Origin of the sequence: Acidithiobacillus marinus (assembly GCF_002847505.1) — a bacterium.
Classification (GTDB): Bacteria; Pseudomonadota; Gammaproteobacteria; order Acidithiobacillales; family Acidithiobacillaceae; genus Acidithiobacillus; species Acidithiobacillus marinus.
In genome coordinates this window covers 96,122-121,247 of the sequence record NZ_MXAV01000044.1, presented here as the reverse complement: position 1 = coordinate 121,247, position 25,126 = coordinate 96,122, and the positions used below count along the sequence as shown (strand labels likewise).

At 55.7% G+C, this 25,126-nt stretch carries 28 protein-coding genes, 1 tRNA gene, 1 other RNA gene and 1 pseudogene; 3 read left to right on the top strand and 28 right to left on the bottom strand.

The genetic code is table 11. The annotated features are described in order from the left end of the window. Positions 1-604 precede the first annotated feature (604 nt). On the top strand, positions 605-1,177 hold the full coding sequence (locus tag B1757_RS15200; RefSeq protein ID WP_143484259.1) for a hypothetical protein: 573 nt from the start codon (positions 605-607) through the stop codon (positions 1,175-1,177). A 288-nt stretch (positions 1,178-1,465) separates the two neighbouring features. Here B1757_RS15200 and B1757_RS12150 read toward each other — a convergent pair whose 3' ends face one another. From B1757_RS12150 to B1757_RS12075, 16 genes are all read right to left on the bottom strand, one after another. Beyond that, a complete protein-coding gene (locus B1757_RS12150) occupies positions 1,466-2,212 on the bottom strand; it encodes an HD-GYP domain-containing protein (RefSeq protein ID WP_368233486.1) in 747 nt (248 codons plus the stop codon). 602 nt (positions 2,213-2,814) lie between these two features. Then, positions 2,815-4,038 carry a Fic family protein gene (locus B1757_RS12145; protein WP_253253846.1) on the bottom strand — a complete coding sequence of 408 codons (1,224 nt, stop codon included), beginning with the start codon at positions 4,036-4,038 and terminating at the stop codon, positions 2,815-2,817. Between the two features lie 291 nt (positions 4,039-4,329). Continuing rightward, a tRNA-Ser gene (locus tag B1757_RS12140) sits at positions 4,330-4,420 on the bottom strand. Between the two features lie 124 nt (positions 4,421-4,544). Next, on the bottom strand, positions 4,545-4,907 hold the full coding sequence (locus tag B1757_RS12135) for a PilZ domain-containing protein (protein ID WP_101538549.1): 363 nt from the start codon (positions 4,905-4,907) through the stop codon (positions 4,545-4,547). Beyond that, positions 4,891-5,892 carry a DNA polymerase III delta subunit-related protein gene (locus B1757_RS12130; RefSeq protein WP_101538548.1) on the bottom strand — a complete coding sequence of 334 codons (1,002 nt, stop codon included), beginning with the start codon at positions 5,890-5,892 and terminating at the stop codon, positions 4,891-4,893. The genes B1757_RS12135 and B1757_RS12130 overlap by 17 nt, the downstream gene beginning before the upstream one ends. Further along, the gene (gene tmk / locus B1757_RS12125) at positions 5,889-6,539 is read right to left on the bottom strand and encodes a dTMP kinase (RefSeq protein ID WP_101538547.1); all 651 of its coding nucleotides are present in this window, start codon (positions 6,537-6,539) and stop codon (positions 5,889-5,891) included. The genes B1757_RS12130 and tmk overlap by 4 nt, the downstream gene beginning before the upstream one ends. Beyond that, on the bottom strand, positions 6,536-7,543 hold the full coding sequence (gene mltG, locus B1757_RS12120; protein WP_101538546.1) for an endolytic transglycosylase MltG: 1,008 nt from the start codon (positions 7,541-7,543) through the stop codon (positions 6,536-6,538). The genes tmk and mltG overlap by 4 nt, the downstream gene beginning before the upstream one ends. Further along, a complete protein-coding gene (gene pabC / locus B1757_RS12115) occupies positions 7,543-8,394 on the bottom strand; it encodes an aminodeoxychorismate lyase (protein ID WP_253253845.1) in 852 nt (283 codons plus the stop codon). The genes mltG and pabC overlap by 1 nt, the downstream gene beginning before the upstream one ends. An 8-nt stretch (positions 8,395-8,402) precedes the next feature. Then, positions 8,403-9,644 (bottom strand): beta-ketoacyl-ACP synthase II, encoded by a 1,242-nt coding sequence (fabF, locus tag B1757_RS12110; protein WP_101538545.1) that lies wholly within the window; start codon positions 9,642-9,644, stop codon positions 8,403-8,405. A 38-nt stretch (positions 9,645-9,682) separates the two neighbouring features. Further along, on the bottom strand, positions 9,683-9,931 hold the full coding sequence (acpP, locus tag B1757_RS12105) for an acyl carrier protein (RefSeq protein ID WP_101538544.1): 249 nt from the start codon (positions 9,929-9,931) through the stop codon (positions 9,683-9,685). A gap of 84 nt (positions 9,932-10,015) precedes the next feature. Then, positions 10,016-10,765: a 3-oxoacyl-ACP reductase FabG gene (gene fabG / locus B1757_RS12100; protein WP_101538543.1), complete on the bottom strand. Its 750-nt coding sequence runs from the start codon at positions 10,763-10,765 to the stop codon at positions 10,016-10,018. Further along, positions 10,765-11,700 carry an ACP S-malonyltransferase gene (gene fabD, locus B1757_RS12095; RefSeq protein WP_101538542.1) on the bottom strand — a complete coding sequence of 312 codons (936 nt, stop codon included), beginning with the start codon at positions 11,698-11,700 and terminating at the stop codon, positions 10,765-10,767. The genes fabG and fabD overlap by 1 nt, the downstream gene beginning before the upstream one ends. Before the next feature lie 54 nt (positions 11,701-11,754). Further along, entirely contained in the window at positions 11,755-12,699 is a 945-nt protein-coding gene (locus tag B1757_RS12090) for a beta-ketoacyl-ACP synthase III (RefSeq protein WP_101538541.1), read from the bottom strand. Next, entirely contained in the window at positions 12,696-13,721 is a 1,026-nt protein-coding gene (gene plsX, locus B1757_RS12085; protein WP_101538540.1) for a phosphate acyltransferase PlsX, read from the bottom strand. Before plsX ends, B1757_RS12090 begins: the two co-directional genes overlap by 4 nt. A 37-nt stretch (positions 13,722-13,758) precedes the next feature. Next, positions 13,759-13,944 carry a 50S ribosomal protein L32 gene (gene rpmF, locus B1757_RS12080; protein WP_101538539.1) on the bottom strand — a complete coding sequence of 62 codons (186 nt, stop codon included), beginning with the start codon at positions 13,942-13,944 and terminating at the stop codon, positions 13,759-13,761. A 16-nt stretch (positions 13,945-13,960) separates the two neighbouring features. Then, positions 13,961-14,422, bottom strand: coding sequence for a YceD family protein (locus tag B1757_RS12075; RefSeq protein WP_101538538.1), 462 nt, complete (start codon positions 14,420-14,422; stop codon positions 13,961-13,963). Between the two features lie 261 nt (positions 14,423-14,683). Between B1757_RS12075 and B1757_RS12070 the strand changes: the two genes are divergently transcribed. Together B1757_RS12070 and B1757_RS12065 are read left to right on the top strand one after the other, a co-directional pair. Beyond that, a complete protein-coding gene (locus B1757_RS12070) occupies positions 14,684-15,532 on the top strand; it encodes a mechanosensitive ion channel family protein (RefSeq protein ID WP_101538537.1) in 849 nt (282 codons plus the stop codon). 286 nt (positions 15,533-15,818) lie between these two features. Continuing rightward, positions 15,819-15,959: pseudogene (locus tag B1757_RS12065) on the top strand (sigma factor-like helix-turn-helix DNA-binding protein); the annotation flags it as partial. 147 nt (positions 15,960-16,106) lie between these two features. Here the strand turns inward: B1757_RS12065 and B1757_RS12060 are convergent. The 12 genes from B1757_RS12060 to rnc all read right to left on the bottom strand — a co-directional run bounded on the left by B1757_RS12060 (position 16,107) and on the right by rnc (position 25,026). Continuing rightward, positions 16,107-16,607 carry a GNAT family N-acetyltransferase gene (locus B1757_RS12060; protein WP_101538535.1) on the bottom strand — a complete coding sequence of 167 codons (501 nt, stop codon included), beginning with the start codon at positions 16,605-16,607 and terminating at the stop codon, positions 16,107-16,109. Continuing rightward, positions 16,604-16,897 carry a type II toxin-antitoxin system TacA family antitoxin gene (locus B1757_RS12055; RefSeq protein ID WP_101538534.1) on the bottom strand — a complete coding sequence of 98 codons (294 nt, stop codon included), beginning with the start codon at positions 16,895-16,897 and terminating at the stop codon, positions 16,604-16,606. The genes B1757_RS12060 and B1757_RS12055 overlap by 4 nt, the downstream gene beginning before the upstream one ends. A gap of 306 nt (positions 16,898-17,203) precedes the next feature. Beyond that, positions 17,204-17,567: a transfer-messenger RNA gene (ssrA, locus tag B1757_RS12050) on the bottom strand. Between the two features lie 124 nt (positions 17,568-17,691). Continuing rightward, positions 17,692-18,534: an Hsp33 family molecular chaperone HslO gene (gene hslO / locus B1757_RS12045; protein WP_101538533.1), complete on the bottom strand. Its 843-nt coding sequence runs from the start codon at positions 18,532-18,534 to the stop codon at positions 17,692-17,694. Beyond that, positions 18,527-19,312 carry a PP-loop family protein gene (locus B1757_RS12040; RefSeq protein WP_101538532.1) on the bottom strand — a complete coding sequence of 262 codons (786 nt, stop codon included), beginning with the start codon at positions 19,310-19,312 and terminating at the stop codon, positions 18,527-18,529. Before B1757_RS12040 ends, hslO begins: the two co-directional genes overlap by 8 nt. After that, complete coding sequence (rfaE1, locus tag B1757_RS12035; protein ID WP_253253844.1) at positions 19,309-20,238, bottom strand: D-glycero-beta-D-manno-heptose-7-phosphate kinase; 930 nt, start codon at positions 20,236-20,238, stop codon at positions 19,309-19,311. Before rfaE1 ends, B1757_RS12040 begins: the two co-directional genes overlap by 4 nt. A gap of 12 nt (positions 20,239-20,250) precedes the next feature. Then, on the bottom strand, positions 20,251-21,573 hold the full coding sequence (locus B1757_RS12030; protein ID WP_101538530.1) for a UDP-glucose dehydrogenase family protein: 1,323 nt from the start codon (positions 21,571-21,573) through the stop codon (positions 20,251-20,253). 3 nt (positions 21,574-21,576) lie between these two features. After that, positions 21,577-21,966 (bottom strand): holo-ACP synthase, encoded by a 390-nt coding sequence (gene acpS, locus B1757_RS12025; protein WP_101538529.1) that lies wholly within the window; start codon positions 21,964-21,966, stop codon positions 21,577-21,579. Further along, positions 21,963-22,688, bottom strand: a complete 726-nt coding sequence (gene pdxJ / locus B1757_RS12020) for a pyridoxine 5'-phosphate synthase (protein WP_101538528.1) — start codon at positions 22,686-22,688, stop codon at positions 21,963-21,965. Before pdxJ ends, acpS begins: the two co-directional genes overlap by 4 nt. Positions 22,689-22,717: 29 nt before the next feature. Beyond that, positions 22,718-23,449, bottom strand: a complete 732-nt coding sequence (gene recO, locus B1757_RS12015) for a DNA repair protein RecO (RefSeq protein WP_101538527.1) — start codon at positions 23,447-23,449, stop codon at positions 22,718-22,720. Continuing rightward, on the bottom strand, positions 23,439-24,353 hold the full coding sequence (era, locus tag B1757_RS12010) for a GTPase Era (RefSeq protein ID WP_101538526.1): 915 nt from the start codon (positions 24,351-24,353) through the stop codon (positions 23,439-23,441). The genes recO and era overlap by 11 nt, the downstream gene beginning before the upstream one ends. Further along, the gene (gene rnc / locus B1757_RS12005; protein ID WP_101538525.1) at positions 24,346-25,026 is read right to left on the bottom strand and encodes a ribonuclease III; all 681 of its coding nucleotides are present in this window, start codon (positions 25,024-25,026) and stop codon (positions 24,346-24,348) included. Before rnc ends, era begins: the two co-directional genes overlap by 8 nt. Positions 25,027-25,126 lie beyond the last annotated feature (100 nt).

The following is a 25,126-nucleotide window of genomic DNA, read 5'->3' as shown; positions in this document are numbered from 1 at the left end:
GCGAACAGCAACAAAACTCATGGGGCTTGCACCCACTTCGGCCAACGCCAGCGATACAGTAACAAAGGAAGCAGGATCATCCTACCGATAATAACGAGCATGCCCGGTGCGTGGAGGCTGTCATTAATGGGATGAACATCCTCTTCTTCTCAGCGGAGGCATGCCCGGTGAGCTGGTGGTGCGCATCCTTAGCAAAGCGGGCACTGCAGCAGAGGTCTTTGAAAATTTGCCGAGAGAATAGTCAGGACTTCGTCTTTGAAGGCAAGGAAAAACAAGGCAACCATGTGGTGGCGTCCTGCCGGATCAGGGTGGCAAGGATTTTATGACAAATTCTCATGGGCTACTCCTAAAAGAGCGTTTGGTCATCTTGAAATCTCATCATTTCCGCCTATATAAGCAGTCCATGACGTGCTGTTCACGTTGACAGAGCGTCATACCATAAACACAACCACCATGTCGTATCCATCTGGCTGATCATATTTAAAAAGGGAAAATTATGTTCATAAATCGGCAAAACATCGTTCTGTCCGTAAGCTGTGGAGCTCTATTTTCCACTGTCCTACTTTCTGGCTGTGCCACCACGACGCCAACCACGACCACAAAAATGGCATATGTCGTCTATGACGTGAAAACCCCAACTAATGTTTCATATCAAGACATCGTCAATGCTTTTGTATCTGGCACGAAGGAATATTTGTCAGGAGCTGCCGTTCAGGAGAACCCCCCTCCCTATCCGTTACCCAATCAACCCGGTCGTTTTCAAAATAGCCAGATGTCTCAAATGTCAGGCATGGGCGGACTGGCTTCTATAGCAGCGATGTCTGGGGCTGTCCTACCCACTATTGTAAGTTGTCCTGGCGCATCAGTTGTCGCGCGCGGTGCGGATAACAGCTATTCCAAGTATGGCAAAAATGCGTCTTACACATTTTGTCTTTACCCATACAAAGGCGGATACCAAGCCGATGCCGTTGGCTCTTACACTAGTCAATCCGGTTTTTCCTCAAATCCTAATGTGCTGGGTGCGGAATTAGGTGGGTTATTCACCAAAGCGGTCGGACTTGGTTCTCCATCCCAGTTTATCGAAGATACCTTCGGCAATGTCAGAAAGTCACTGGCAAGCACTGGCTCAAAGGTGTCCGTAGTCGACTCCTTTGATCCGTTTTCAACAAACCAGTAAACCGGTAACTCAGACCAGAGCGCATGGCCATATCACCCTTCCATCCAAGTTGATGACGCGATAGTACAAAGGCATCTTCTGGACTGATATCTTTGCACTCTATTTTCCTTTCCATCCATCGTTTCGCTCATTTCGAAGCCTTAAGGGTACCCTATAAGGGTGCCCTGCTGCTTTGTTTTTCAGGGTATTGCTGCTTAAGACTGGATCTTGGACAAAAATACCCACGTTCGATCCGTTACAGTGTACCATCTGGGGTGTGAAGCGTTACCTAGGCCCTTGACAATCTTCTTACATACGTGGATCGGCGGTTACGAATATTGGCTCCGCCACGCCAAATTGATCTCGCATGGCCAGCAAGCGCAGAATCACAGCTTCTTGCAGAATTGTCCCTTTTGTCAGAAGAGGTTTGCCGAGGCTGTTGCACAAATCTTGAGTCAAGCACATACCGCTGCGTAACTGACTCAGCGAGATAGCGACTTCTGAAGGAAGCGAGGAGTTTTCTAATCCCGCTTGGGAGAGGTAGGTATTAATAAACAGGTCGACGATGCGTGGATCGAAAAAACCTCCTCGTTGTTTTTTAATGTGGGCCAACGCCTCCTCTTTGGAAAAATGCTGCGTGGCGTCCTGAGGTTTGTGAGTCATTTCATCGAAGGCATCGCAAACCGTGATGATTCTAGCCTCAAGCGGGATGCTCTCTTTCCCAAGGTGAAGAGGAAATCCTGATCCATCCCAATGCTCATGATGAGCGGCGACGATAGCAGCAGTTTCCTCATACCAAGGCATAGATTTCAGCAATTCTTTCCCTATGTCTGGATGTCCAAGAATCAGGTTTCGTTCTGTTTCGGAAAGATGTTCCCACGGCGTAAATAAGGATTTTCGTGCGATCCCCAGCATACCGATGTCATGAAACAAGGCTGCATGATGGATAGCATTACGGACGTTAACCGTAAGGTCTAAACGGAGAGCCACCGCATCCGCGAGCAGGGCCACACGCCGCCCATGCCCGCCAAGTTCAGGATTAAAGACGGTAACAATATTAGATTAGTAACAAGGGCTTCTACACCTTCCTTGGCTTGCCGGATTCGCTCGATTTTCGACTGATTTGCGGCGGATAACTCGCGTATCTCTTTGGCCATTCTGTTGGCCATATCGATCACACCGTTGATAGATTCACTCATTTGGTAGCCATAATTCCTAAAAATATTTTTATAGATTTTGTGGGACAGAACGCGTTATGGTGTCACACATTCCGCACTACCACAAAGATTATAATGCACATTCTAGTTGAATCTTGCGTCCGATTCCAGCACATTCTGGCCGTCCCGAGCTTTCAGCTCGGCAGTAAGGCGATTCACCCGTTGTGCTAAGGTCGATTCCAAGGCAGACAGTTTTTTAGTGGCCCAGATCACTGGGGGGGTACAGCAGAGTGCCGACCTACTTAATTCCGTTCCAGCAACCTCTTGGTGTCTGCTGAGCCCAATATAGCTCAACACTGTCCATGGTACCCGCCGCCGGTTGGTCGGCTCCTTGTGTGTATATTATCTCGGATGTCGAGGTAGGGGCTGTAATTACCCACTACCTGGAATCAGAGCATGAGCGATCTGGACGGTAAAACACACCTACCATCCTCTCTCGTCTCAGTCGGTCCTCTCCGGAAACAGTCCGGGCATCCAGCGTGACGCGAGCGTTGCAGGAAAGGCGAGGTGCAGTGGTGCTCGCGTACTCTCGGACGTGACTACGTCCCGGCCGATAAGGGCGGAAACGATGCGGCGGGCCTGACGCTCGCCGGTCCCGACGATGGTGGCAACCTCGCTGCGCGGCAGCTCGCCACGATAGAGCAACGCTTCGAGGATATTGTTGGCCTTGGGCGGCAGCCTGTTCAGGCGCATTTCCTCATCGGCCCAGGTGAGGATGCGCGCGCGAAGCTGGTCGGGTTGCATCAGTCTTTCCATAAATTTCACCTGATCAATGCAGGTGGTCAGGAAGAATGCCGTAAAGGCGGCGAGATTTTCTTCGCTGAGATTCCCCCGCCCGTCGAGAGCGTTACGGCGCATTTCGTCGCAGGCAGCGAGGTGGCTTTTGTATTCGTTAACGTTGCGAGCAAGCCCCCGCGCAATCGACCAGACCGCGCCGGTATTGAGCGTATCCAACAGCGTGGCATGCGAAACGAGGCGTGCGACGCGGCCGTTGCCGTCCAGGAATGGATGAATCCATACTAGGCGATGGTGCGCTGCTGCTGTGGCGATAATGGTCTCCGACTTGCCGAGCTTCGCATAGACCTCCTCGTAGCGCTCGAGGAAACGCGGTACGGCCGGTGCGCTGACCGGGATATGTCGGCCAACCTGCACGTCACGCTGGCGCAGTTCACCTGGGATGACCCTGATCTTCTCTTTGGTTTGGGGGTCTTCGACCCACAACAGTTCTTCGGGCAGCTGTTCGCAAAAACGCCTGTGGATCTCGACGATCGCCTGGGTTGTCGTGGCAGGAGCCTTAAGCCCGCCGGTGTCGAGCCAGTGCTGAACAGCGATATGTGCCTTGGCCTCAAGCTGGAGGTCGCGCTTCTTGGCATCCTGACTGTAATCGTCCTTGAGCGCGCGCTCGATGTCGATCGGGTGGGTGTCGTGCCCCTCGATGAGGTTGCTATAATAGCAATTCATTGCCCGCACAAGGGTAGCAAGTGAACCGAGCAGGCTATCGGGTAGGGAGCGACGAAAGCCGGTACTCCTAACGGCCAGTTCGACCGCCAAATCGGTCAGTGCCGCCCGATGCCTGGAGCCAACTCCGATCAGCAACGGCTCCATGGTCGAGATTGCCTCGCCACGATAGTTGGCCGCTTTAGTGTCCGCGTTCTTATTGGTCATATCTCATTATGTAACAATATATTGGTTCAAAGCAATCTGACTGAAAGGCCGCTCTAAAGTCCGGTTCCCTGTCCGGTTGCGTGAATCTTTGGAGCGGCTGCAGCAAATGCACGATCTCAGCGACGAACAAACCGAATACCAGATTCGGGTTCGCCCCAGTTTTTAGCGGGTTATGGGAATCAGTCAGGAAGAAGCAGTGCCCGATTCAGAAGCGGGCTGGCAAGACTAAATGCAAGACCAGAGAAAACACAGAAAATAAATACGCTATATCATTTAGTGAATTGTATTTATTGGCGGAGAGGGTGGGATTCGAACCCACGGTACCCTTTTGGAGTACACAGCATTTCCAGTGCTGCACCTTCGGCCGCTCGGTCACCTCTCCTGAGGCTGCGCAGTGTAACTCAGACCTTGCATAAAGAGCAATCATTGAACAGGCACATTGCCAAAGACTGGAAAACAGGTCAAAGCTACAGGCAGGTGCAAAACCAGAGATGTTGGCGCTGCCCTCAAAAACTCAGAATGACATCGGGATAAGAAGGTAATCCGGATAAGGCATTCTGAATACGGGTGAGTACGCCGGAGCGATCATTCTGAAATTGCACGCCGATGGCAGAGGGACGACCATCCCGGTTCTCCGGGGGAGTGATCCAGATGACCTTGCCCATTACCGGGGCGCGCGGCTGACTGTCCGGCAGGGTAATCATCAACAATACTTCCGTACCCATGGGCAGGATGTTGGGCGTTTCAACCAGCAGACCTCCACCCTTGATAGCCGGCATAAAACAACGCTGCACCGCCTGAGGATCGCGCAGTACCACGGACAAGGCGGTAGCTGCGCCTCCCGGTTTGGGTTCAGTTTTGAATTCCATGGCTTATCCTCCTTGGCCACAATGTCAGCCAGTCCAAAAGCAGTTTTTCCATCACCATGACGCCGTTACTGTTCTGGGCCAGGGCCACTGGCAACTGCAACCAGTCATCCAGGGCCGCCTGCAAGGCTTCGGCAGAAACATCCGGGGCCATGCGTTGCAGTTCATTTAGATAGTCCAGGTCGGTGATTCTGTCCAGCAAGCCCTGTTGCAAACGCATACAATCGGCGATAAGCCCCAGAACCAGCTCCCGAATCAGGAGCAGATCCTTAGTTTTGCTCCATTGTTCCGCCAGCTTGAGCGCTGCCACCACCCCCTGCCCCGGCAAATCCAGCAGGCTGCGCAGCCATTCCCGGCGTTGTTCGACCCAGCCTGCTTCCCAAAGCTCCAAGGCCCGTGCCGGACGATTACCCAACTGACGCAATAAAGCCGCACTATGGTCAGCATCTATCCCCTGCTGTTGCAGCCATTGCCGGGATTCAGCCATCTCCATGACGGGCAGAGGAATACGCTGCAGGCGGGAACGAATGGTGGGCAACAAGCGCGACGCCTGTTCACTGTACAGGAGCACATGAGCACGGGCAGGTGGTTCTTCCAGGGTTTTCAGAATGGCATTGGCGGCGGCCAGCGTCATGTCTTCCGCATGGTCGATACGAAGCCAGCGGGTGCTACTGACCTGGGGAGTGTATTGAATCCACTCCATGCCCTGACGCAGGGTATCAATAGCGATAGCCTTGCCCGGTTCAGCACTGACCACCCAGAGGTCCGGATGAGCCGCTTCGGCGAGCAGTTTGCAAGAGCGGCAATCGCCACAGGCAAAGCCCGCTTCGGTCGGTGCAAAACACAACTGTGCTGCCTGCAGGAGATCCAGATACCCGCCCAGCAGCGAGCCCGACTCGCCAGTAGCCAGCATGGCCTGAGGTAAACCGGATTGCAGCAGCGTCCGGATGGGTTGCCAGGCCTTTGGGTCGGGGCGGAATATTTTCATGCATAATGCCGCTGGAGTCGGGGCGCCAAGGCTTCCAAAAGTGCCACATGCACCTCATCGATGGGCACTGCCGCATCAATCCGCAAAATACGCTCAGGCTCGGCAGCCTGACGCTCGGCAAAAACCGTGCGGGCCCGGGTGAAAAATGCCGTATGCTCCTGCTCCAGACGATCGGCTTTACGGGCACGAATCCGGGCAGCACCCAATTCGGGACTTAGATCAAACCAGAAAGTCAGATCCGGAGCCTGTGTAATTCCAGCCCAGCGGGCCAGTTCGGCAATGCGTTCGCGGGGAAAGCCCCGGCCGCCGCTCTGATAGGCATACGTGGAATCCTCATAGCGGTCACAGAGCACAATTTTCCCTTCCGCGAGGGCGGGTTGAATCCGGTTTAACCAGTGATCGCGCCGCCCGGCATAGAGGAGGAGCAGTTCGGCTTGCGCATCCAGGGTCAGTTCCGGATTCAAAAAAATGCTGCGCAACGCTTCCCCCAGAAGCCCGCCTCCCGGTTCCCTGGTACGGATAACCGCAAAGCCCCTGGCCTCGCAAAAGGCTGCGAGAATAGGTATTGCAGAGCTTTTACCCGCACCTTCAATACCTTCCAGAGTAATAAACATCCCCCGCCGGATGGTGGATTCCTGTACTGTCATGAAGCCGTCCTTGCCGTAGTTTGCAGATACTGCTTTATCTGCTGGATATGTTGCGCATACGTGCTGGAATAATGATAGGCATTCCCTTGGGCGATAAAATAGAGATCCTGACTGTCACTGGGATGCAATACTGCCTGCAAGCTGCTCATTCCGGGCATGGAGATGGGTGTTGGCGGTAAGCCCGCATGCAGATAGGTATTAAAGGGGCTGGAGACCTGCATATCCTGGGATGTCAAATGACCGTGATACTGCTTGCCCAGGGCATAAATCACCGTGGGGTCCGACTGCAGGGGCATCCCCTTGCGCAAGCGGTTCAGGAAAACAGCGGCAATATGCGCCTGCTGCGCCGGAGGAGCGCCCTCCTTCTGAACAATGGAGGCCAGAATGAGGGCCTGATAAGGATTATGCAATGGGAGTCCGGAGGCACGTTGCGACCACAAATGTCTGAGGTTACCCTCCATCCGCTGATAGGCCCGTTGAAGGAGACTCAGGGCCGTAGTGCCAGGCACATAGCGATAACTATCGGGGAACAGCCAACCCTCGGCGCTACCATTGGCGCCCACCCCCATATCCGCCAGTTGCTGGCCTGCCTGTTCACCCAGTGGCAGTGCGTGAAGGTTCAGATAAGGAGACTTGCTGTGCAACTCATGAAGCACCATCGCCAGACTCCATCCTGGAATAATCACCAGATTCAAAGGCGTGGATTGCCCATTCCTCAAACGGCGCAGGACTTGCTCCTGCGAAACCCGGCCCTGAAAATCATACAAACCTGCCTGCAGAATGGGGCGCCCCATCAGCATCCAGGCCAGTCGGAACATTTGTGGATAAGGGAGTATTCCGGCCCGGTGCAGAGTCTGGATGCTTTCCAGCGCCCCGCTGCCCAGACGGATGGGCACCTGCTTTCCTGCTTTGAGTAAGGTCTGGGGCCAGTACATGGTATAACCAAAATATCCCGAGGGGACCAGGATAATGACCAGCAAAAACGACAACAGAATCCGCCGCATCAGCAATACCTCAGACCCTGTTCAACTTGCCAGGCCAGTATGCGCGCACTGATGGCTCCCCGATTACCAGGCAAATCACGTCCCTGAAACAATTTGACCGGCCAGATACCGATCAGGCTGTTGCTGAAAAAAATCTCGTCGGCATCATCGAGAAATTCCGCAGAATAATCCCCCATCACTGCGGGAGTCCCCCATTCCTGCAAACAGTTCAGGATGGCCTGACGCTGAATCCCGGCAATACCACCATTATCCAGAGAGGGGGTATGTACCCTGCCTGCAGAAACCCAGAAAATATTGGACATGATACCCTCGCGCAGAAACCCCTGCTGATCGAGAAGAATACCCTCTGCGTAGACCGGCGGCAGTGCCGCCCTCGCCATGATCTGATTCAAACGATTGAGGGTTTTGGCTTGCAGATAGGGTGCTCCAGTGAGTAGGGGAACGCTGCATATATCGGTGTGAATACCCGGTTGCCAATGATCCGCGCTGCGCAGAGGCCAATCAGACGCAAACAATGTCCGTGAAGGCGAACTGTGCTGAGGAATACCATATCCCCAACCCGGCCCCCGACTCAAAACCAGCTTGAGCACATAACGCTCGCAACCGACCATCTTCTTTTGCAATTGCTGTAGATCATCCTGCCACTGCTCCGGGTGCGGCGCAGTCATGTGCAATATGTCAGCACCGGACTGGAGTCGCTGGAGATGTGCGTCCCAGAACAGGGGATTGCCATGAATGACCGGGATAGTCTCAAAAAGACCATCCCCGTAATGAAAAGCACGATCCAGTGCCGCCGGACAAGCCCCCTTTACTGGCGGGTGCCCATCCATCAAAACGGCCTGCACGCTCACGGCAGGAATCAGTCGCTATGGCGGCGAAATACGAGGGTGCTGTTGGTCCCACCAAAACCGAAGGAATTACTCAGAGCCACATCAACCGTCTGCTTGCGCGCCTGTAATGGCACATAATCCAGATCGCAGCCTTCATCTGCCGCTTCGAGGTTGATAGTCGGCGGCAATATTCCGTGATGCAGGGCCAGGGTGGTAAACACCGCTTCCACGCCACCCGCCGCGCCCAGCAGATGACCGGTCATGGACTTGGTGGAGCTCATGGCCAGAGAGCGGGCATGGTCACCAAATACCGCATGAACGGCTTCCGTCTCCGCCCGGTCACCCAAGGGAGTGGAAGTACCGTGGGCATTGATATAGCTCACCTGTTCGGGGGCAATACCGGCATTGTGCAGCGCTACCCGCATACAGCGGGCGGCACCCTCCCCTCCGGCAGCGGGTTGGGTCATATGATAGGCGTCAGAACTCATACCGTAACCCGCCAGTTCACCGTAAATCCGGGCGCCACGGCGTCTGGCGAATTCATATTCTTCCAGCACCAAAACACCGGCACCTTCTCCCAGCACAAAACCATCACGGTCCTTGTCCCAAGGGCGACTGGCCTTTTCCGGGGCATCATTGCGGGTGGAGAGCGCCCGCGCCGCCGAGAAACCACCCAGTCCCAGGGGACTGATGGCGGCTTCGGCACCGCCGGCAATCATGACATCGGCATCTCCGTACTCAATGAGGCGCGCCGCATCACCAATGGAATGGGTGCCTGTGGAGCAGGCCGTCGCCATGGCAATATTGGGACCCTTGGCGCCATACATGATGGAAATATGCCCGGCGACCATGTTCACAATACAACGCGGAATGAAAAACGGAGAAATACGGCGAGGACCGCTTTCGGTCACAATCTGATGCTCCGATTCGATGCCGGGCAAACCACCAATACCGCTGCCGATGGATACGCCCACCCGTTCGGCAATGTCCGGACTGATTTTCAGACCCGCATCTTCAATGGCTTCCATCGCCGCGACGATACCGTAATGGATAAATAAATCCATTTTTTTGGCATCCTTGCCGGAAATGTACTGGGTGATATCAAAATCACGTACTTCTCCGGCAATTTGCGAGCTGTAGGGACCGGGATCAATACGCGTAACGCGGCCGATACCACTGCGTCCCTGGACAATGGCATCCCATGCAGCCGGAATGCCGATGCCAACCGGCGAGACAATACCCAGTCCCGTAATGACTACGCGCTTCTTCAAAGCTCAGTTCTCCTCATGAACCTTAAACGAATCGCTGTTCAGGCATCCTTGGCGGGCATGTGGGCAGTCACATAATCAATAGCCTGCTGTACCGTAGCAATTTTTTCGGCTTCTTCATCGGGAATTTCGCAGTCAAATTCTTCTTCGAGGGCCATGACCAGTTCTACGGTATCCAGAGAATCAGCGCCCAGATCATCCACAAAGGAAGCTTCATTGGTCACTTCATCTTCATTCACACCCAACTGCTCGACTACCACTTTCTTTACGCGTTCAGCCACATTTTCCATTTGGGAGAAACTCCTTTGCTGGTTAAAAATTATTGTCGGCGAGATTGGACCACAGGGGTGCAGTCCTGTAAAGCCAACACCGTCCTATCCCATCCACATACCACCATTGACATGCAGAATCTGTCCAGTGACGTAGCCTGCCTGGGGACTGGCCAGATACGCCACGGCCCCCGCTACGTCGGCCACAGCACCCAGGCGGCCTGCCGGAATCTGCTGCAGCAATGCTTCCTTGTGCGCCTCGGACAGACCTTCTGTCATATCGGTGGTAATAAAACCGGGAGCCACACAGTTGACCGTCACCTGGCGAGCGGCCACTTCCCGCGCCATGGCTCGGGTGAATCCCGCCACTCCGGCCTTGGCAGCGGCATAATTACTCTGTCCGGCATTGCCCATACTACCCACTACCGAGGTGATATTGATTATACGTCCAAAACGCGCCTTAAGCATATCGCGCACACAGATTTTGCTGAGGCGATAGACGGCGCGCAAATTGGTGGCCATGACCGCGTCCCAGTCTTCATCCTTCATGCGCAGGAGCAGCTGGTCACGGGTAATGCCGGCATTATTGACGAGAATGGCGGGAGCCCCGTACTGACTCTGGATCTGCTTCAGACAGTCATCCATCGCCACATCATCGGTCACATCCAGAACCACTCCCAGCCCTTGAATGCCTATCGCCGCAAAATCTGCCGTAATCGCTTCGGCACCCTTGCTGCTCGTTGCGGTGGCAATCACAAAATTTCCATCCCGGCCGAGCACCCGGGCGACTTCCTGGCCAATACCACGACTGCCGCCGGTCACCAGCGCCACGGTTTTATCAGTACGCGCTTCCATCAGACCAGCTCCAACGTGGCCTTGAGGCTTTTGCCATCTTCCACATGCAGCATGGTCAGGGAGGGCTCGATGCGTTTACCCAGACCGGACAAAACCCGCCCGGGCCCCATCTCCACAAAAGTCAGGGCGCCCTGACGCGCCAGATGGCGAATACTATCCGTCCAGCGCACCGGGCTGTACAACTGCTTGGCGAGTGCCGCCCGGATGCTTTCGGGGGTGGTATGCGTCTGCACATCGGCATTATGGATCAGCATGGCTTTGGGAGCGCGAAAGGACACGGACTCCAGGATCTCAGCAAATTGCCCGGCTGCTTCCGTCATCAAACTGCAATGGCTGGGGACACTGACCGGAAGCATGACGACCCGCTTGGCACCGGCATTGCGAGCGGCTTCCACCAACCTTTCCACAGCTACCGCCTCACCCGCCACCACCACCTGCCCCGGGGCATTAAAGTTGGCAGCAGCCAGGACGTTGCCCTGGGCCTCCTGGGTACATAAGCGTTTGAGATCATCATCCGCCAGACCAATGACCGCCGCCATGGCGCCGACACCTTCGGGCACGGCTTCCTGCATCAAGCGACCACGTTCTGCGACCAGGCGCACGGCATCCTTGTAATCCAGGGCTTCAGCAACCACCAGGGCGGTATATTCGCCGAGGGAATGACCGGCGACAAAATCCGGATAAGCGCCGCCCTCCTCTTCCCAAACCCGATATACGGCGTACCCGGCCGCCAGCATCAGCGGCTGGGTCCAGCGGGTCTGGTTGAGCTTTTCCACAGGGCCCTGCTGACTGAGTGCCCAGAGATCTTCTCCCAGTACTTCGGAAGCCTCGGCAAACACTTCCTGCACCAAAGGATGAGTAGACGCCAGATCGGCGAGCATTTGAATGGACTGGGAACCTTGTCCGGGAAACACAAAGGCGATAGAGCCGTGCAAACGAACCTCCTCCAAAAGCAAACTGTCAGCCGACGCGAGCTGCCACCGAAAACTTCAAGACCAACGCAATAAAGCTGAACCCCAAGTAAAACCGCCGCCGAAAGCTTCCAGCAGAATATTCTGTCCCGCTTTGAAACATCCTCTCCTGGCAGCGTCATCCAGCGCCAAAGGCACCGATGCTGCAGAAGTATTACCATGATGTTCCACAGTCGTCACTACCCGATCCATGGGGAGCTGCAATTTGTCGGCGGTCGCCTGGATGATGCGGATGTTTGCCTGATGGGGTACCAGCCAATCAATATCTTCAGGTTTCAGGTTATTTTTTGTCAGGGTTTCCTGGACGATGTCACCCAGGGTCCGCACCGCCATGCGAAACACGGCATTCCCCTGCATGGTCAGTTGCTCCCGACCTTCAGGAACCTGCAATAACTCGGCGTAGGCACCATCGGCATGCAGGTGGGTAGAGATGATGCCCGGCTGCGCGTCCGCCCGTAACACGACCGCACCCGCGCCATCCCCGAACAAAATGCAGGTGGAGCGATCAGACCAGTCCACAATCCGGGACATGCTTTCCACCCCCACTACCAGCGCGTTTTTGACGGTACCGCTGCGCATGAACTGGTCGGCCGTTGCCAGGGCGTAAATAAAACCTGTACACACCGCCTGCACGTCAAAAGCCGGAGCGCCGCGATTGCCCAAACGGGCTTGCAAGAGACAGGCGGTACTGGGAAAAATCTGATCCGGGGTGGTGGTCGCGACAATGATAAGATCCAGTTCTTCGGGCTGCATTCCAGCATCCTGCAAGGCCTGCCGCGCGGCCTGTTCCGCCATGTCCACGGTTTTTTCATTTTCTGCGGCGATATGGCGGGAACGGATGCCGGTGCGTTCAAAAATCCAGGCATCACTGGTATCGACCATCTGCTCCAGCTCCGCATTATGCATGACCCGCTCGGGCAGATAGCCGCCGGTGGCGACAATACGACTATAGATGGAATTCACGCGCTGTTTCGCACCACGGGATCAAGGTTATCCTGAATGACTTCGGCAATGTGCAGGGTCAGGCGATGCTTGGCCTCGGCAATGGCCACTTCTACTGCCCGGGCAAACGCATAGCGATCGGCATTACCATGACTTTTGATGACAATACCATTGAGACCCAGGAGGGTTGCTCCGTTATATTGCCGAGAGTCTAGACGCTTTCTCAAACGTTGCAAGATGGGGCGATTCACCAGATAAGCCAGTTTTCCGTACAGCCCCTGGGTATAGCTGGCCCGCATTTCATGGCTGATCATGGTGGCTAAGCCCTCGGAGGTTTTTAACGCCACATTACCGACAAAACCGTCACAGACCACCACATCTGCTACGCCGCGATAAATGTCGGACCCTTCCACATTGCCTATAAAGTTGAGTCGCGCCGCCCGCAGCAGTAGGGATGCCTCTTTGACCTGTTCATTGCCTTTGATTTCTTCGGAACCAATATTGAGCAGCCCAACCCGGGGCTTGGGAACACCCATCACCCGCTCGGCCAGAATGGAACCCATCACGGCAAATTGCAGCAGATGCTCCGGATGACAATCCACATTGGCCCCCAGGTCCAGTGCCAGAAAACGTCCGGTAGTGGTCGGCAGAAAAGCAGCAATAGCCGGTCGGTCAATGCCGGGGATGGTGCGCAGAAAAACCTTGCCCATGGCCATCAGGGCGCCTGTGTTTCCGGCGCTGACCACGGCATCGGCATGACCGTCCCGGAGCAGAGCAATGGCCACATGCATGGAGGAATCCCGCTTGCCACGCAGGGCCTGAGAAGGCGCCTCGTCCATCCCGACCACTTGACTGGCATGATGCAACTGAATGCGTTCATGATCCTGAAGATGCAGACGCTGCAATTCAGCCTGGAGTGTGCTGCTGTCGCCGACCAGATGGAAAGTGACCTCAGGATGATGCGCCACCAGATCCTTGATGGCAGGAATCACCGTCGATGGACCACTATCTCCACTCATGGCATCTACCGCTATATGCGGCATGGGGGCAACCTCGATTCAAACCCGCTCAGCAAGTTTTTCAGGCTTCCCCAGACTTCTTGACCATTTCCCGGCCTTTGTAGAATCCGCACTCAGGGCAGACGTGATGGGGCAATTTGGCAGCGCCGCAATTGGCACACACCGAACGATTGACGGTCACCAGAAAATCATGGGCGCGACGCATATTGCGACGCGAGTGGGATGTTTTACTTTGTGGAACGGCCATGTCTCACTTTCTCCAATTAATGAACAGTAACAAATGCTTCCAGTCCGGATACCGGACAAATACCGGATTGCCATTCCGTACAGCGCGGAACCATCGGCAAGGCCAGCAACACTTCATCTTCCAACCAGGTCTGTAGTGCCACTGCTCCCTTCTCGGTCAAAACCACATCCAGATCCGGATTCAGGGCAACAACCGCCGCTTCAGACTCTGCCAGACCGCTACGTACAGGGACTTGCAAAGCCAGGGGCATACTTCCCAGACATCGCTCACAGCGAATTTCGCCCTCCACTTCCAGCACGCCCTCTGCCTGTACCACCGAGCCAGTCCGGCGCAGCTCCAAATGCGCATGGACGGCATCCAGCCGGTTCAGGGCCGCCGCCAAGCGCGTCCAAAGCACAAGGTCCACAGCACCAGCGAGGGTATCCCCCACTTCAGCCACCTTGGCAATATGCAGGCTATGAGCTTTTGCGGAAAACATAAGCGCGGCATGTTAGCGATGACTGGGGGTTAAGTAAAGTATTTCATGACGAATATTCGCGCAAAAAAGAAACATTGTCAGGAATGCCGTCAAGGCATCGATCGTGCAGGTGCTCATGCGCTCAGTATTCTCGATAGCAAAGCGCCCGGCGCTGTGGATTCGCAACATACTTTAAGTTCATTCTGCAACCATTCAATCCGTCTTGCCAGGCGGGGCTCTGGGCCATAGGCTACAGATATTTCATTTACCGGGAGCTATTTGATGTCAGATCTACAATCTCATTTTTCGGCTGCTTCCCTGGCTGTTGTACAAAAACAGTTGTGGTCATGGGGACTGCACGTGCTGGCAGCTCTGCTGATTCTGATCGTGGGTTTCTGGGTGGCGCGGCGCATTGGCCGCTTTGCCGCACGGGCGCTGGAACGGGTGCATCATGATCTGACCGTGGCACGTTTTTTGGAGTCCATCATCAAGATAGGGCTTTATCTGGTCGTGCTCATTGCCGCACTGGGCCAGCTGGGGGTGCAAACTACCTCCTTGCTGGCCATGTTGGGCGCGGCTGGTCTGGCGGTTGGTCTGGCTCTGCAAAAATCGCTGGCGGATTTTGCCGCAGGGGTACTCTTGTTGATCATTCGTCCATACAAGGTGGACGATTTCGTGGAGGTGGCTGGCGTCAGCGGGACGGTTGAGCGGGTGCATCTCTTTCAGACCCGATTGCGCAGTGCTGATAACCGTCTGCTTGCCGTTCCCAATGGCAAGGTTATTAGTGGAGTGATCACCAACTATTCGGTACTGGAGCAGCGTCGAATTGATCTGGTTTTCAGCATTGCCCTGGATGCCGATCTGCGGCGAACCCTGGAGCTCGTCACCGCGCTTCTGCAAAAGGAAGAGCGCGTCCTGACCGATCCAGCTCTCAGTGTCGGAGTCTTGGAGCTGACGGATACGGGTGTGCAAATATTTGCCCGGCCCTGGGTGCAGGCCAGCGATTTCTGGGCAACGCGCTGCACGCTTCTGGAAAATATTCGTATTGCTCTGGACGAACAGGAAATCCGCCTGGCTTCCCGACAATCGTTGGCCATCTCCTCGATAGATCAACACCCTCACGCTGGCTGAGATCTGAGGTGTCCTGACAATTTCCCGAAATGGCAATCGCGGGAACCGGCGTGATCAGACTGCGTATTCTGGCCCATCGTGGGCGGTGATTCTGGGCGATGGTGGGCAGTGATTCTGGCGGATCGTGGGCCAGTTTGCGCGATTTTCCAGAATCGGTGCCCACGATGCCAGAATGGCTTACGGAAATTCGTCTGTAGAGTAAAAAACATATTGGTCATTCATTGGCTTGAGCGGCATTCTGGGTCTTTTTTAGAGGAGATCCAGCATGCCCACACCGAGGATGACCATGAAAACGATTATCAAGATCCTGCGATTACATGCCGCCGGCTGTAGCCAGCGGCAAATAGCCCGGGCCTGCGGGCTGTCCAAGGGGTCCGTGGGCAAGTATCTGCAACGGGCGACGGAAGCTCAGATCGGCGGGCCTCTGGCGGAGGGCTGACGGTCATGGAGGTAGAGCAGCGGCTGAACCCGCGCAGTCGGCCGCTCCCGGCGTCCCGACCAGTCGACAAACGCCCGCTCTATGGACTCACGCGCAGGAGCCGCCATCTCGTGCTGGTCAACTCAGTCGATTGCGTCATTGGACGACCTTCCTTGCATCCTTGAGCAGCAAAAGAAGTTGCTGTTCGCGCAGCGGCGATGCAATGAACCCGAATCTGGTGTAGAACCTCGCCGCTTCTTCATCGATGGGATGGGTCAGCATGGCACGGATTCCGGCCTGCTCGGCAATTAGCATCGTGCGACGAATCGCGTCCTGCAGCAGGCCAAAGCCTATCCCTCGCCCCTGGTCCACCACCGAGACAGCGAGCCTCGCCAGAATCACCACCGGCAACGGGTATTGCCCCACCCCTTTGCGAATGCGCTCCGGCGCTTCCAGCGTGTCGACCTGCCCCACGGTCAGGCTGAAGTAGCCCGCCACGCGGCCATCCTCCTCGGCAACGACAAAGGTCTTGGCCGAGCCACTACCCTGCGCCTGGCGGGCGTGGCGCAACAGCCAGTCATTCAGCGCGGGCTTGCCGCAATCAAAACCCTCTAGCAGATGCGGCGCGGCCAGAGGCTCCAGGGCGCGCAACGTCACTTCGCGTACCAAGGCGCCTTACGAGCGAACAGGTCACGCAACCCCTCGTTGGCCTGTTCGGGGCGATCCAGCAGATCCATCAGGGCCTGATACTGGCTGCCCGAGACCATGAACAATCGTTGGTCCAACAGCGTCTGCTCGGCGGCCAGGCACGCGCTGTCGAGGATAAAGTCGGTCAACGACTTGTGGGCTACCTCAGCGGCACGACGCAGCACTGCCTCCTGTTCGGAGGTGGCACGCAACCCAAGTCGGGCAGAGCGGGCGGAAGGCGACGATGCAACAGCAGTCATGGCAGCACCTCTTTTGTTAGATCAACTGTTGTCATGTTAGTACAAGTGACGCACATCGTCTAGTTGTATTGGTGACTGCCGGCCTTGGTTGACGGTGAACAGGAACACGTAACTTGTTGATTTATATAGACTCATCTGCGCCTGCCCGCAGGCCAAACAGAGGATAGAGACGGCTCTGGCCGAGAAAGTGATCAATTTCGGGCGTTTCGGCTGATGACCACCCACAGCTCAGGTAGCCGCACCCCCGCACGGCGCGGGGATTTCAGGCAAGAAAAAGGGCCCGGAGACTATCCGAACCCTTGTATATGGTGGAGGCGGCGGGAATTGAACCCGCGTCCGCAAGACCTAGACCACCGGATCTACATGCGTAGTTTGTCTATTGGCTTTAACCGCGCCACCCTCCGACAAACAGGATGATGCTACGGCGATTCTGCTTTTATTTAGGATCAGCTCCACAGACTAGAACAGACCCGATCCCGTGTTTCATGACCCTCCGCGCGCCTTTCGGCTCCGGATCCACGGACAAATCCGGGCAGAGGGCTCACTGATTAAGCAGCGAGGGCGTAATTGCTGTCGTTGGCAATTATGAATCTGCGACCAGTTTTAAGAGCAAACCGCAGCTCTGCATGCACCGAAGGCTTCGCGACCTGCGTCGAAGCCGGTCGCCCCCTTTTACTGACGGTTAGACTATTCAGTCCCAAAAAAGTTGCTGAACCTGAGCAATCGTCGACCCAAGTCGGTATAATAGCCTAGAAGCCGTATCCACGCCACAGCGCTTTTGATCCACTGCAAAATCAATGCAAAGCATGTTCCGGGGCAAAGAGCAGCGCCACATCCGCTTCATCAAAGCGATAGACTTCCTGACAATATTCGCAGGTGACCACAATGGCCCCCTCACTGCGCAGGGTGTCTTCGGCTTCTGCGGATCCCAGGGAAATCAGCATGCGTTCTACCTTTTCCCGGGAACAGGAACAGGCAAAACTCAGCGCCTGGGGCTCATGCAAACGCACAGCGGAATCAGGAAAAATTTCCGGCAGGAACTGCTGAGGATGCGCTTTCAGCAAAGACTGATCTGAACCAACAGCGATAAATTGCGTGGCCAATTCCCAATCTTCCTCCGCCAGTACGCCGGGCAGGCGTTGCAGAAAGTATCCCCCGGCCTGCTGTAGCGAAGGGTCTGCTACGAGCCGGAAGTAGGCAGGTGACTGTACCGATTCGGCAAAATAGGCATTCAGAGACAGGGTCAGACTGTCGCGGAGCTCGACTAAACCCTGATAGCGGTCCCGATCCATGCCCATATCGATCGTAATGGCCAACAGGGCATCGGGTAATTGCGATAAATCGACCGATACGCCCTCTTCCCAGCTTCCATAAGCGCGCATCCCGCCCGCAGCGGTCATTTCCGCCACCAGCAGTTTCAATGGGCCCTTGCTCTGCGCCTGAATAATCAAGCGTTCATAATTTTTCTGGGTAGTGGCCAGTAAGGCCAGCCCAACCAGGACTTCACCCAGCAACTGGGCGACTTCGGCCTGGCCCTGAAAATCCCGCAATACCCGCGCATAGATGGCATCCAGACGGCAGCGCGCGCCCCGCAAAGGCAGGGTTTCCCAATAAAAGCTCTGCGAAAAATCAGTCATGGTCATCCTCAAAATTCAAATCTTCCAAGCCCTTGCGCATTAACGGCAACATGGCCCGCTGCAACTGCTTGAACAAACGCGGATCACGGATTTCCTGTTGGGCCAGCAATTCTTTCATATGCTGGCGCTCCGTGGGTTTACCAAAACAGGCAGGGCAGTTTTCATAAATCACCGGAAGCTGCTGTTCTTCGGCGTGCTGGCGCATCTGCCGTTCGCGGCAATACACCAAGGGGCGAATCACCCGTAAATCCCCTTCACGTACCCGATAATGGGCTTTCATGGTCCGCATTTCTCCATTGTAAAACATGGACATGAAGAAACTCTCGGCAAAATCATCGAGGTGTTGCCCCAGCGCCAGCACATTGTAGCCCTCGCGGCGGGCGCAGCGATACAGCACCCCCCGTCGCATCCGCGCACAAAAACTGCAATAGGACGGACGTAGCAGATGTTTTTTGGCCCGTTCATAAATATCCTGACGTTCAAGAAAATAGGGGATTTCCAAAGACGCCATATAGGGAACCAGCACTTGGGGATCATAATCCGGACTCATGGGATCCACCGTCGCTACTCCCAATTCGAAGGGCACCGAAAATTGGCGCTGCATGGCCCGCAACATATGCAGCAAAGTCAGGGAATCCTTGCCTCCGGACAAAGCCAGCAAAATACGGTCGCCGGGCTGGATCATGCGAAAATCCGCTACGGCCCGGCCAATCCGCCGCTGCAGGAGTTTGGGTACGGGCAGGCGCGGTGCCACCACAGGTTGCAAAGCCGGGTTCATCCCGCACTCGCTGTGCTGAGTTCCTCAGGACTGACCACCGCAGCGCCCAGTTTACCCACCACGATGCCCGCTGCGCGATTAGCCAGCTCTACAGCTTGGTCCATGGGCCAACCCGCTGCCAGAGCCGTCGCCAGGGTAGCAATGACCGTATCACCGGCGCCGGTCACATCAAACACCTCACGCGCCTGGGCGGGGTGATGGTGGATGGCATTTTCAGTAAAAAGGGTCATCCCTTCTTCTCCCCGGGTCACCAATAGGGCTTCCAACTGCAATTTTTGCCGCCATTCCTTTCCCAAGGACAAAAATGCCGTCTCATTGCTCCAGGTCCCTGCCACCGCCTGAAATTCGCTCAAATTGGGAGTGATGATGGTGGCTCCGGTATAGGGTCCATAATCCCGCCCCTTGGGATCAATCAACACCGGCAGATCTGCTGCCCGCCCTGCGGCAATGAGGATTTCCACATCACGCAAGGCACCCTTCCCGTAATCAGAGAGCAGCAAGGCTCCGGCATTCGTCAATATGGTCTGGGCCTCGGCGCGCATCATGGCAGCATGCTCGGGACTGGGCTGAGATTCGAAATCCATGCGCAACAACTGTTGCTGATGGCCGATGACCCGCAGTTTGACGGTGGTTGGATAAGCGGCATCCGCAATCAACCGGGTCTGCACGCCGGCCTTTTCCAGTAGGACAGAAAGTTGGGTGCCAGCCGCATCCTGACCCACTGGAGCCAGCAAATGAGCTTTCGCCCCTAAAGACACCACATTGAGTGCCACATTGGCCGCTCCACCCGGCCGTTCTTCTTCCCGCCGGACCTGGACGACAGGTACAGGCGCTTCCGGAGAAATCCGCTCTACTTTGCCGAACCAGTAACGGTCCAGCATCACGTCACCGATGATAGCTACCTCGGCCTGATCGAGACTATTCAAAGACGGGCACATTCAAGGACGTCCAATGGCAGAATACAAGAAACCTTCCGAACGCATGATCGCGGGTTCGTAAATATTGCGGCCATCGACAATAATGCTCTGGCGTAACAAGCGCCGCATTTTACGGAAGTCCGGGCTGCGAAATTCCTGCCATTCTGTACAAATAATCAAGGCATCCGCTCCATCGCAGGCCGCATAAGGGTCTTCGCAAAAGGTCAAGTGCTGTTGATCTCCATACAGACGTCTGGCCTCATTCATCGCTACCGGATCATAAGCCTGCACAGTGCCGCCGCGTCTCCAGATACCCGCCATCAATGTCCGGCTGGGTGCTTCACGCAAGTCATCGGTATTGGGCTTGAAGGCTAATCCCCAAACAGCAATATTTTTTCCGGCCAGATTTTCGCCCAGAACTGCCACCAGTTTTTGTTCGAGAATCTGTTTCTGACGATTATTGACGGCTTCCACAGCGGACAGCAGCGGCGCCGCAAAATCATGCTGCCGGGCACTATATTCGAGGGCACGAACATCCTTGGGAAAACAGGACCCGCCATAACCACAACCGGGATAAATGAAGGAATAACCAATGCGCGGATCCGCCCCTATACCGCGCCGCACCTGTTCAATATCCGCTCCCACGCACTCCGCCAGTCCGGCCAGTTCATTCATCAGGGAAATCTTGGTGGCCAGCATGACATTGGCGGCGTATTTGGTCAGTTCGGCTGAGGGCGGGTCCATGACGATAAGACGATCATGATTGCGATTGAAAGGCGCATAAAGGGCGCGCATTTTCTCTGCCGCCGCTGCATCGTTGGTTCCGATCACAATCCGGTCGGGTTTCATGAAGTCGGCTACGGCAGCACCTTCCTTGAGAAACTCGGGATTGGAAACGACGACAAAGGGAATCTCTACCTTACGCTTGAGCAGAGCAGCCGCGATATGGTCCTGGACCTTGCGGGCCGTACCTACGGGAACCGTCGATTTGTTGATGACGATGACTGGATTTTGGAGATGCGCGCCGATTTCATCGGCAACCGCCAGCACATGGCGCAAGTCGGCCGATCCATCCTCTTCAGGAGGTGTGCCTACGGCAATGAAAATAAAATCCCCGTGGGCCACTCCAGCAGCAATTTCCGTCGTAAACTGCAGCCTCCCGCTTTTGACGCCCTCCTGAACAATCCCCGGCAGGTCCGGTTCATAGATGGGCACTTCCGCCTCGCGCAGGCGCGCAACTTTTTCGGCATCAATATCGACGCAAAGCACCTGATTGCCGACCTGGGCGAGACAAGCACCGGTGACCAATCCCACATAGCCGGTTCCCACCACCGTTATTTTCATGATTTACACTCCTGACTCCAGAATAACCACAGCAGTGGCATAGCGGCGCTCGTCACTGATGGAAACCCAGGTACGCATTTCCCTGCCCCGTTGTCTCAGCAACTCGGCAGATTTACCCTCCATCAGCAGCTGGGGACGACCGGCAGCATCGTGGGTCACCTGCACATCCGACCAGCGCATGCCTGCACCCAGGCCACTGCCCAGCGCCTTGTAGGTGGCTTCCTTGGCAGCAAAGCGCCGGGCCAGAAAGGCTGCAACAGCCGTACTGTCTGCTGGCAAATCGGCGCACTCCAGAGAACCGAGCACTCGCTCCGCGAAACGGCGACCATAGCGAGCATACAAACGGGCCATCCGCTCTATAGCCACAATATCCGTGCCTACCCCCACAATCATCCCCGCGCCTCAAGCATCAGGCGCTTCATTTCTGTCACGGCCGCAGCCAATCCGGAAAATACGGCGTAGGACACAATAGCATGGCCAATATTCAACTCCAGAATGCCGGGGATAGCAGCAATGGCCTGGACATTGTGGTAATCCAGTCCATGACCGGCATTCACCTGCAAGCCCAGACTCCCGGCAAAACTGACAGCGCTGATGATCAGCTCCAGTTCTTCCTGGCGTTTGGCTGCATAACGAGCATTCGCGTAGCGGCCGGTATGCAGCTCGATGACAGGTGCACCGGCTTCAGCAGCGGCCTCTAGTTGAAAGGGATCAGGATCGACAAACAGGGAAACACGCACACCCGCAGTAGCCAGACGCTGGCAGGCTTCCCTGATGCGCGGCATTTGTCCGGCGACATCCAGCCCACCTTCCGTAGTCAGTTCAGCGCGACGCTCGGGGACCAGGCAGCAATCGCTGGGCGCCAGACGTTCGGCAATGCGCAGCACTCCCTCCTCCACCGCCATTTCCAGATTGAGTCGGGTTTGCAAGGTTTGGATGAGGATTTCAATGTCCCGATCCTGGATATGCCGACGATCCTCGCGAAGATGCGCGGTAATGGCGTCAGCTCCGGCACGTTCAGCCACAAAGGCAGCTTCGATAGGATCCGGATAACGAGTACCACGGGCCTGACGCAAAGTGGCCACATGATCAATATTCACGCCCAAGGCAATCATGCCAGTTGCTCCTTATCATCAGGTTGATGTTATCCCCGTTTGCTGCGCTGCAAGTATGCGGCAAGCAGGCGGCGGCTCTCCAGTGCCCGACTGCCGAGATGCACTTGCAATTCGCGCTCCAGATACTGCCGCATGTGCGTATTATAACCGGAAGCCGGGGGAGAATTCATCGGACCGCTGAGCCATTCCAGCACTTCTGCGGGTATGGCCACAGATGCCTCTCCAGGAGCATGTCGTGGACAGAAAATTCCTGTCTGGATCGCATAAAACCAGGTAGCACCCGGGGCCAAGGGAATTCCACAGTGCCCACATTGTCCCAGATCTGCTGCCCAGCCCAAGGCTTCCAGCAAATGGCGCTCATAGCGGCGAAGATTCCAGGCGATATTGGCTACATCGCTCAACGCCTTGATCGTGTTTTCATATTCCTCAAAAAACTCAGGAAAGGGATCCCCACGCTGGGTGAGCCGCAACAACAACTCATTTATGTAAAACAAGCTCAGATTTTGCAGGGTGCTCAAAGGCGGGAGGGTACCCTGCTCCTCGGCCTGCACGAGCAGGGGAAGCTCGCCTTTTCCCAGCCAGCGAATCCACAGAGGTCGCCCCGCCTCAATGCTGGCAAAAGCTGAGCGCGGGCGGCGCGCGCCTTTGGCCAGCACCCCCAGACGGCCATACTGCTGAGTGAAAAACTCCACAATCAGACTGGAATCCCCGTAAGCATGGCGATGCAGTACCCAGGCGCGATCACCCGCGTCAGTCGTCATACCCCAGCTCGCGCAGAATATGCGTATCCTCGGTCCACTGTTCTTTTTGCTTTACCCAGAGGCCGAGCCAGACCCGCTCTTCGGTTAACTGTTGCAGCGCTTCACGGGCCCGGCTGCCAATCACCCGCAAACGACTGCCTCCTTCGCCGAGAATAATGGCTTTCTGCCCTGGCCTGCGACAGTAGATAGTGGCTTCAATACGCTGCTGCCCGTTTTCCACCTGATAACTTTCAATGGCTACGGCAGTATCATAGGGCAACTCTGCCCCCAGTTGCCGGAAAATCTGCTCGCGAATAATCTCGGCGGCCATGAAGCGCAGATTTCGATCCGTGACCTGATCTTCGGGGAAAATGGCGGGCGCAGTCGGCAACAGCGGAATGAGTATATCTGCCAACTTTTCCATATCGCTGGTTTTGCGCGCAGATACGGGCACCACTGCCACAAAATTGGCACGCTCGGTCAAATTCTGCAAATAAGGAAACAGACGTTCCTTGGCCTTGATTTTATCAATTTTGTTCACCACGGCTAGGAGCGGCAGGCCACTGCGTTGCAGCCAGCGCAAGGCTTCGGCATCATCTTCCATCCAGAGCATGGCCTCTACTACCAACACACCCAGATCCGCAGACTCCATAGCGCCCCGGGTAGCTCTCAGCAGGTGGCGGTTAAGACTGCGATAACCACCATGCACACCGGGAGTATCCAGAAACAGGGCCTGACCATCCGGGCGGGTTAAAATACCGAGAATCTGGTCGCGGGTGGTTTGTGGACGGGGGGCAGTAATACTGATTTTCTGCCCCACCAGATGATTCAACAGGGTAGATTTACCTACATTGGGACGCCCCAGCAGGGCCACATAGCCACTCCGGTAAGGATGGGCGGTTTCTAAAGCCTCGTTTTCAGCCACGCGACAAATTCTGTAGTTGCGCAAGCATCAGGGCTGCCGCTTGTTGTTCCGCTTTACGACGACTGCCGTCTTCTGCTTCCGTGGAAGCTACTTCGGGCACGCTGCAACGCGCCACAAAGCGTCTTTCATGGGCCTGACCCTTTTCTTCGACCAGCGTATAAACCGGCAAGGGCCGCCCTTTGCCCTGCAAAAATTCCTGCAGCCGGGTTTTCGGATCGCGTAATTCTGCATCCCCCAACTGATCGGTAATGCGTGGTTCCATCAGCTTCAGGACTATCCCCTCGGCAGCTGCAAAACCACCATCCAGAAAGGCGGCGCCAATAACAGCTTCCAAGGCATCGGCGCGAATGGAGTCCCTTCTGGAGCCACCGCTACGCACTTCGCCCGGCCCCAGGATAAGGTAATCAGCCAGGGCAATTTCACCGGCAATTTCTGCCAGAGTTTCTTCGCGCACCAACCGGGCCCGCATCCGCGATAAATCACCTTCACTCACCTTGGGAAAACGCGCAAACAAGCGCGCTGCCACCACAAAGTTCAAGGCCGCATCACCCAAAAACTCCAGACGCTCATTGTGCGCTGCTCCCGCACTGCGGTGCGTGAGTGCCTGCGTGAGCAGGTGCATCCCGCTAAAATGATACCCGACTGCTTTTTGCAGCATATCCAGCGAAGCCATAACCTCAGTCTCTATCTTTTTCAAACACCAAAAATGGCTTTAAGCATACACGGAAATAGCTGCTTGCGGATACTCTCCTTGAGCGAGCCGGTCCTTGAAT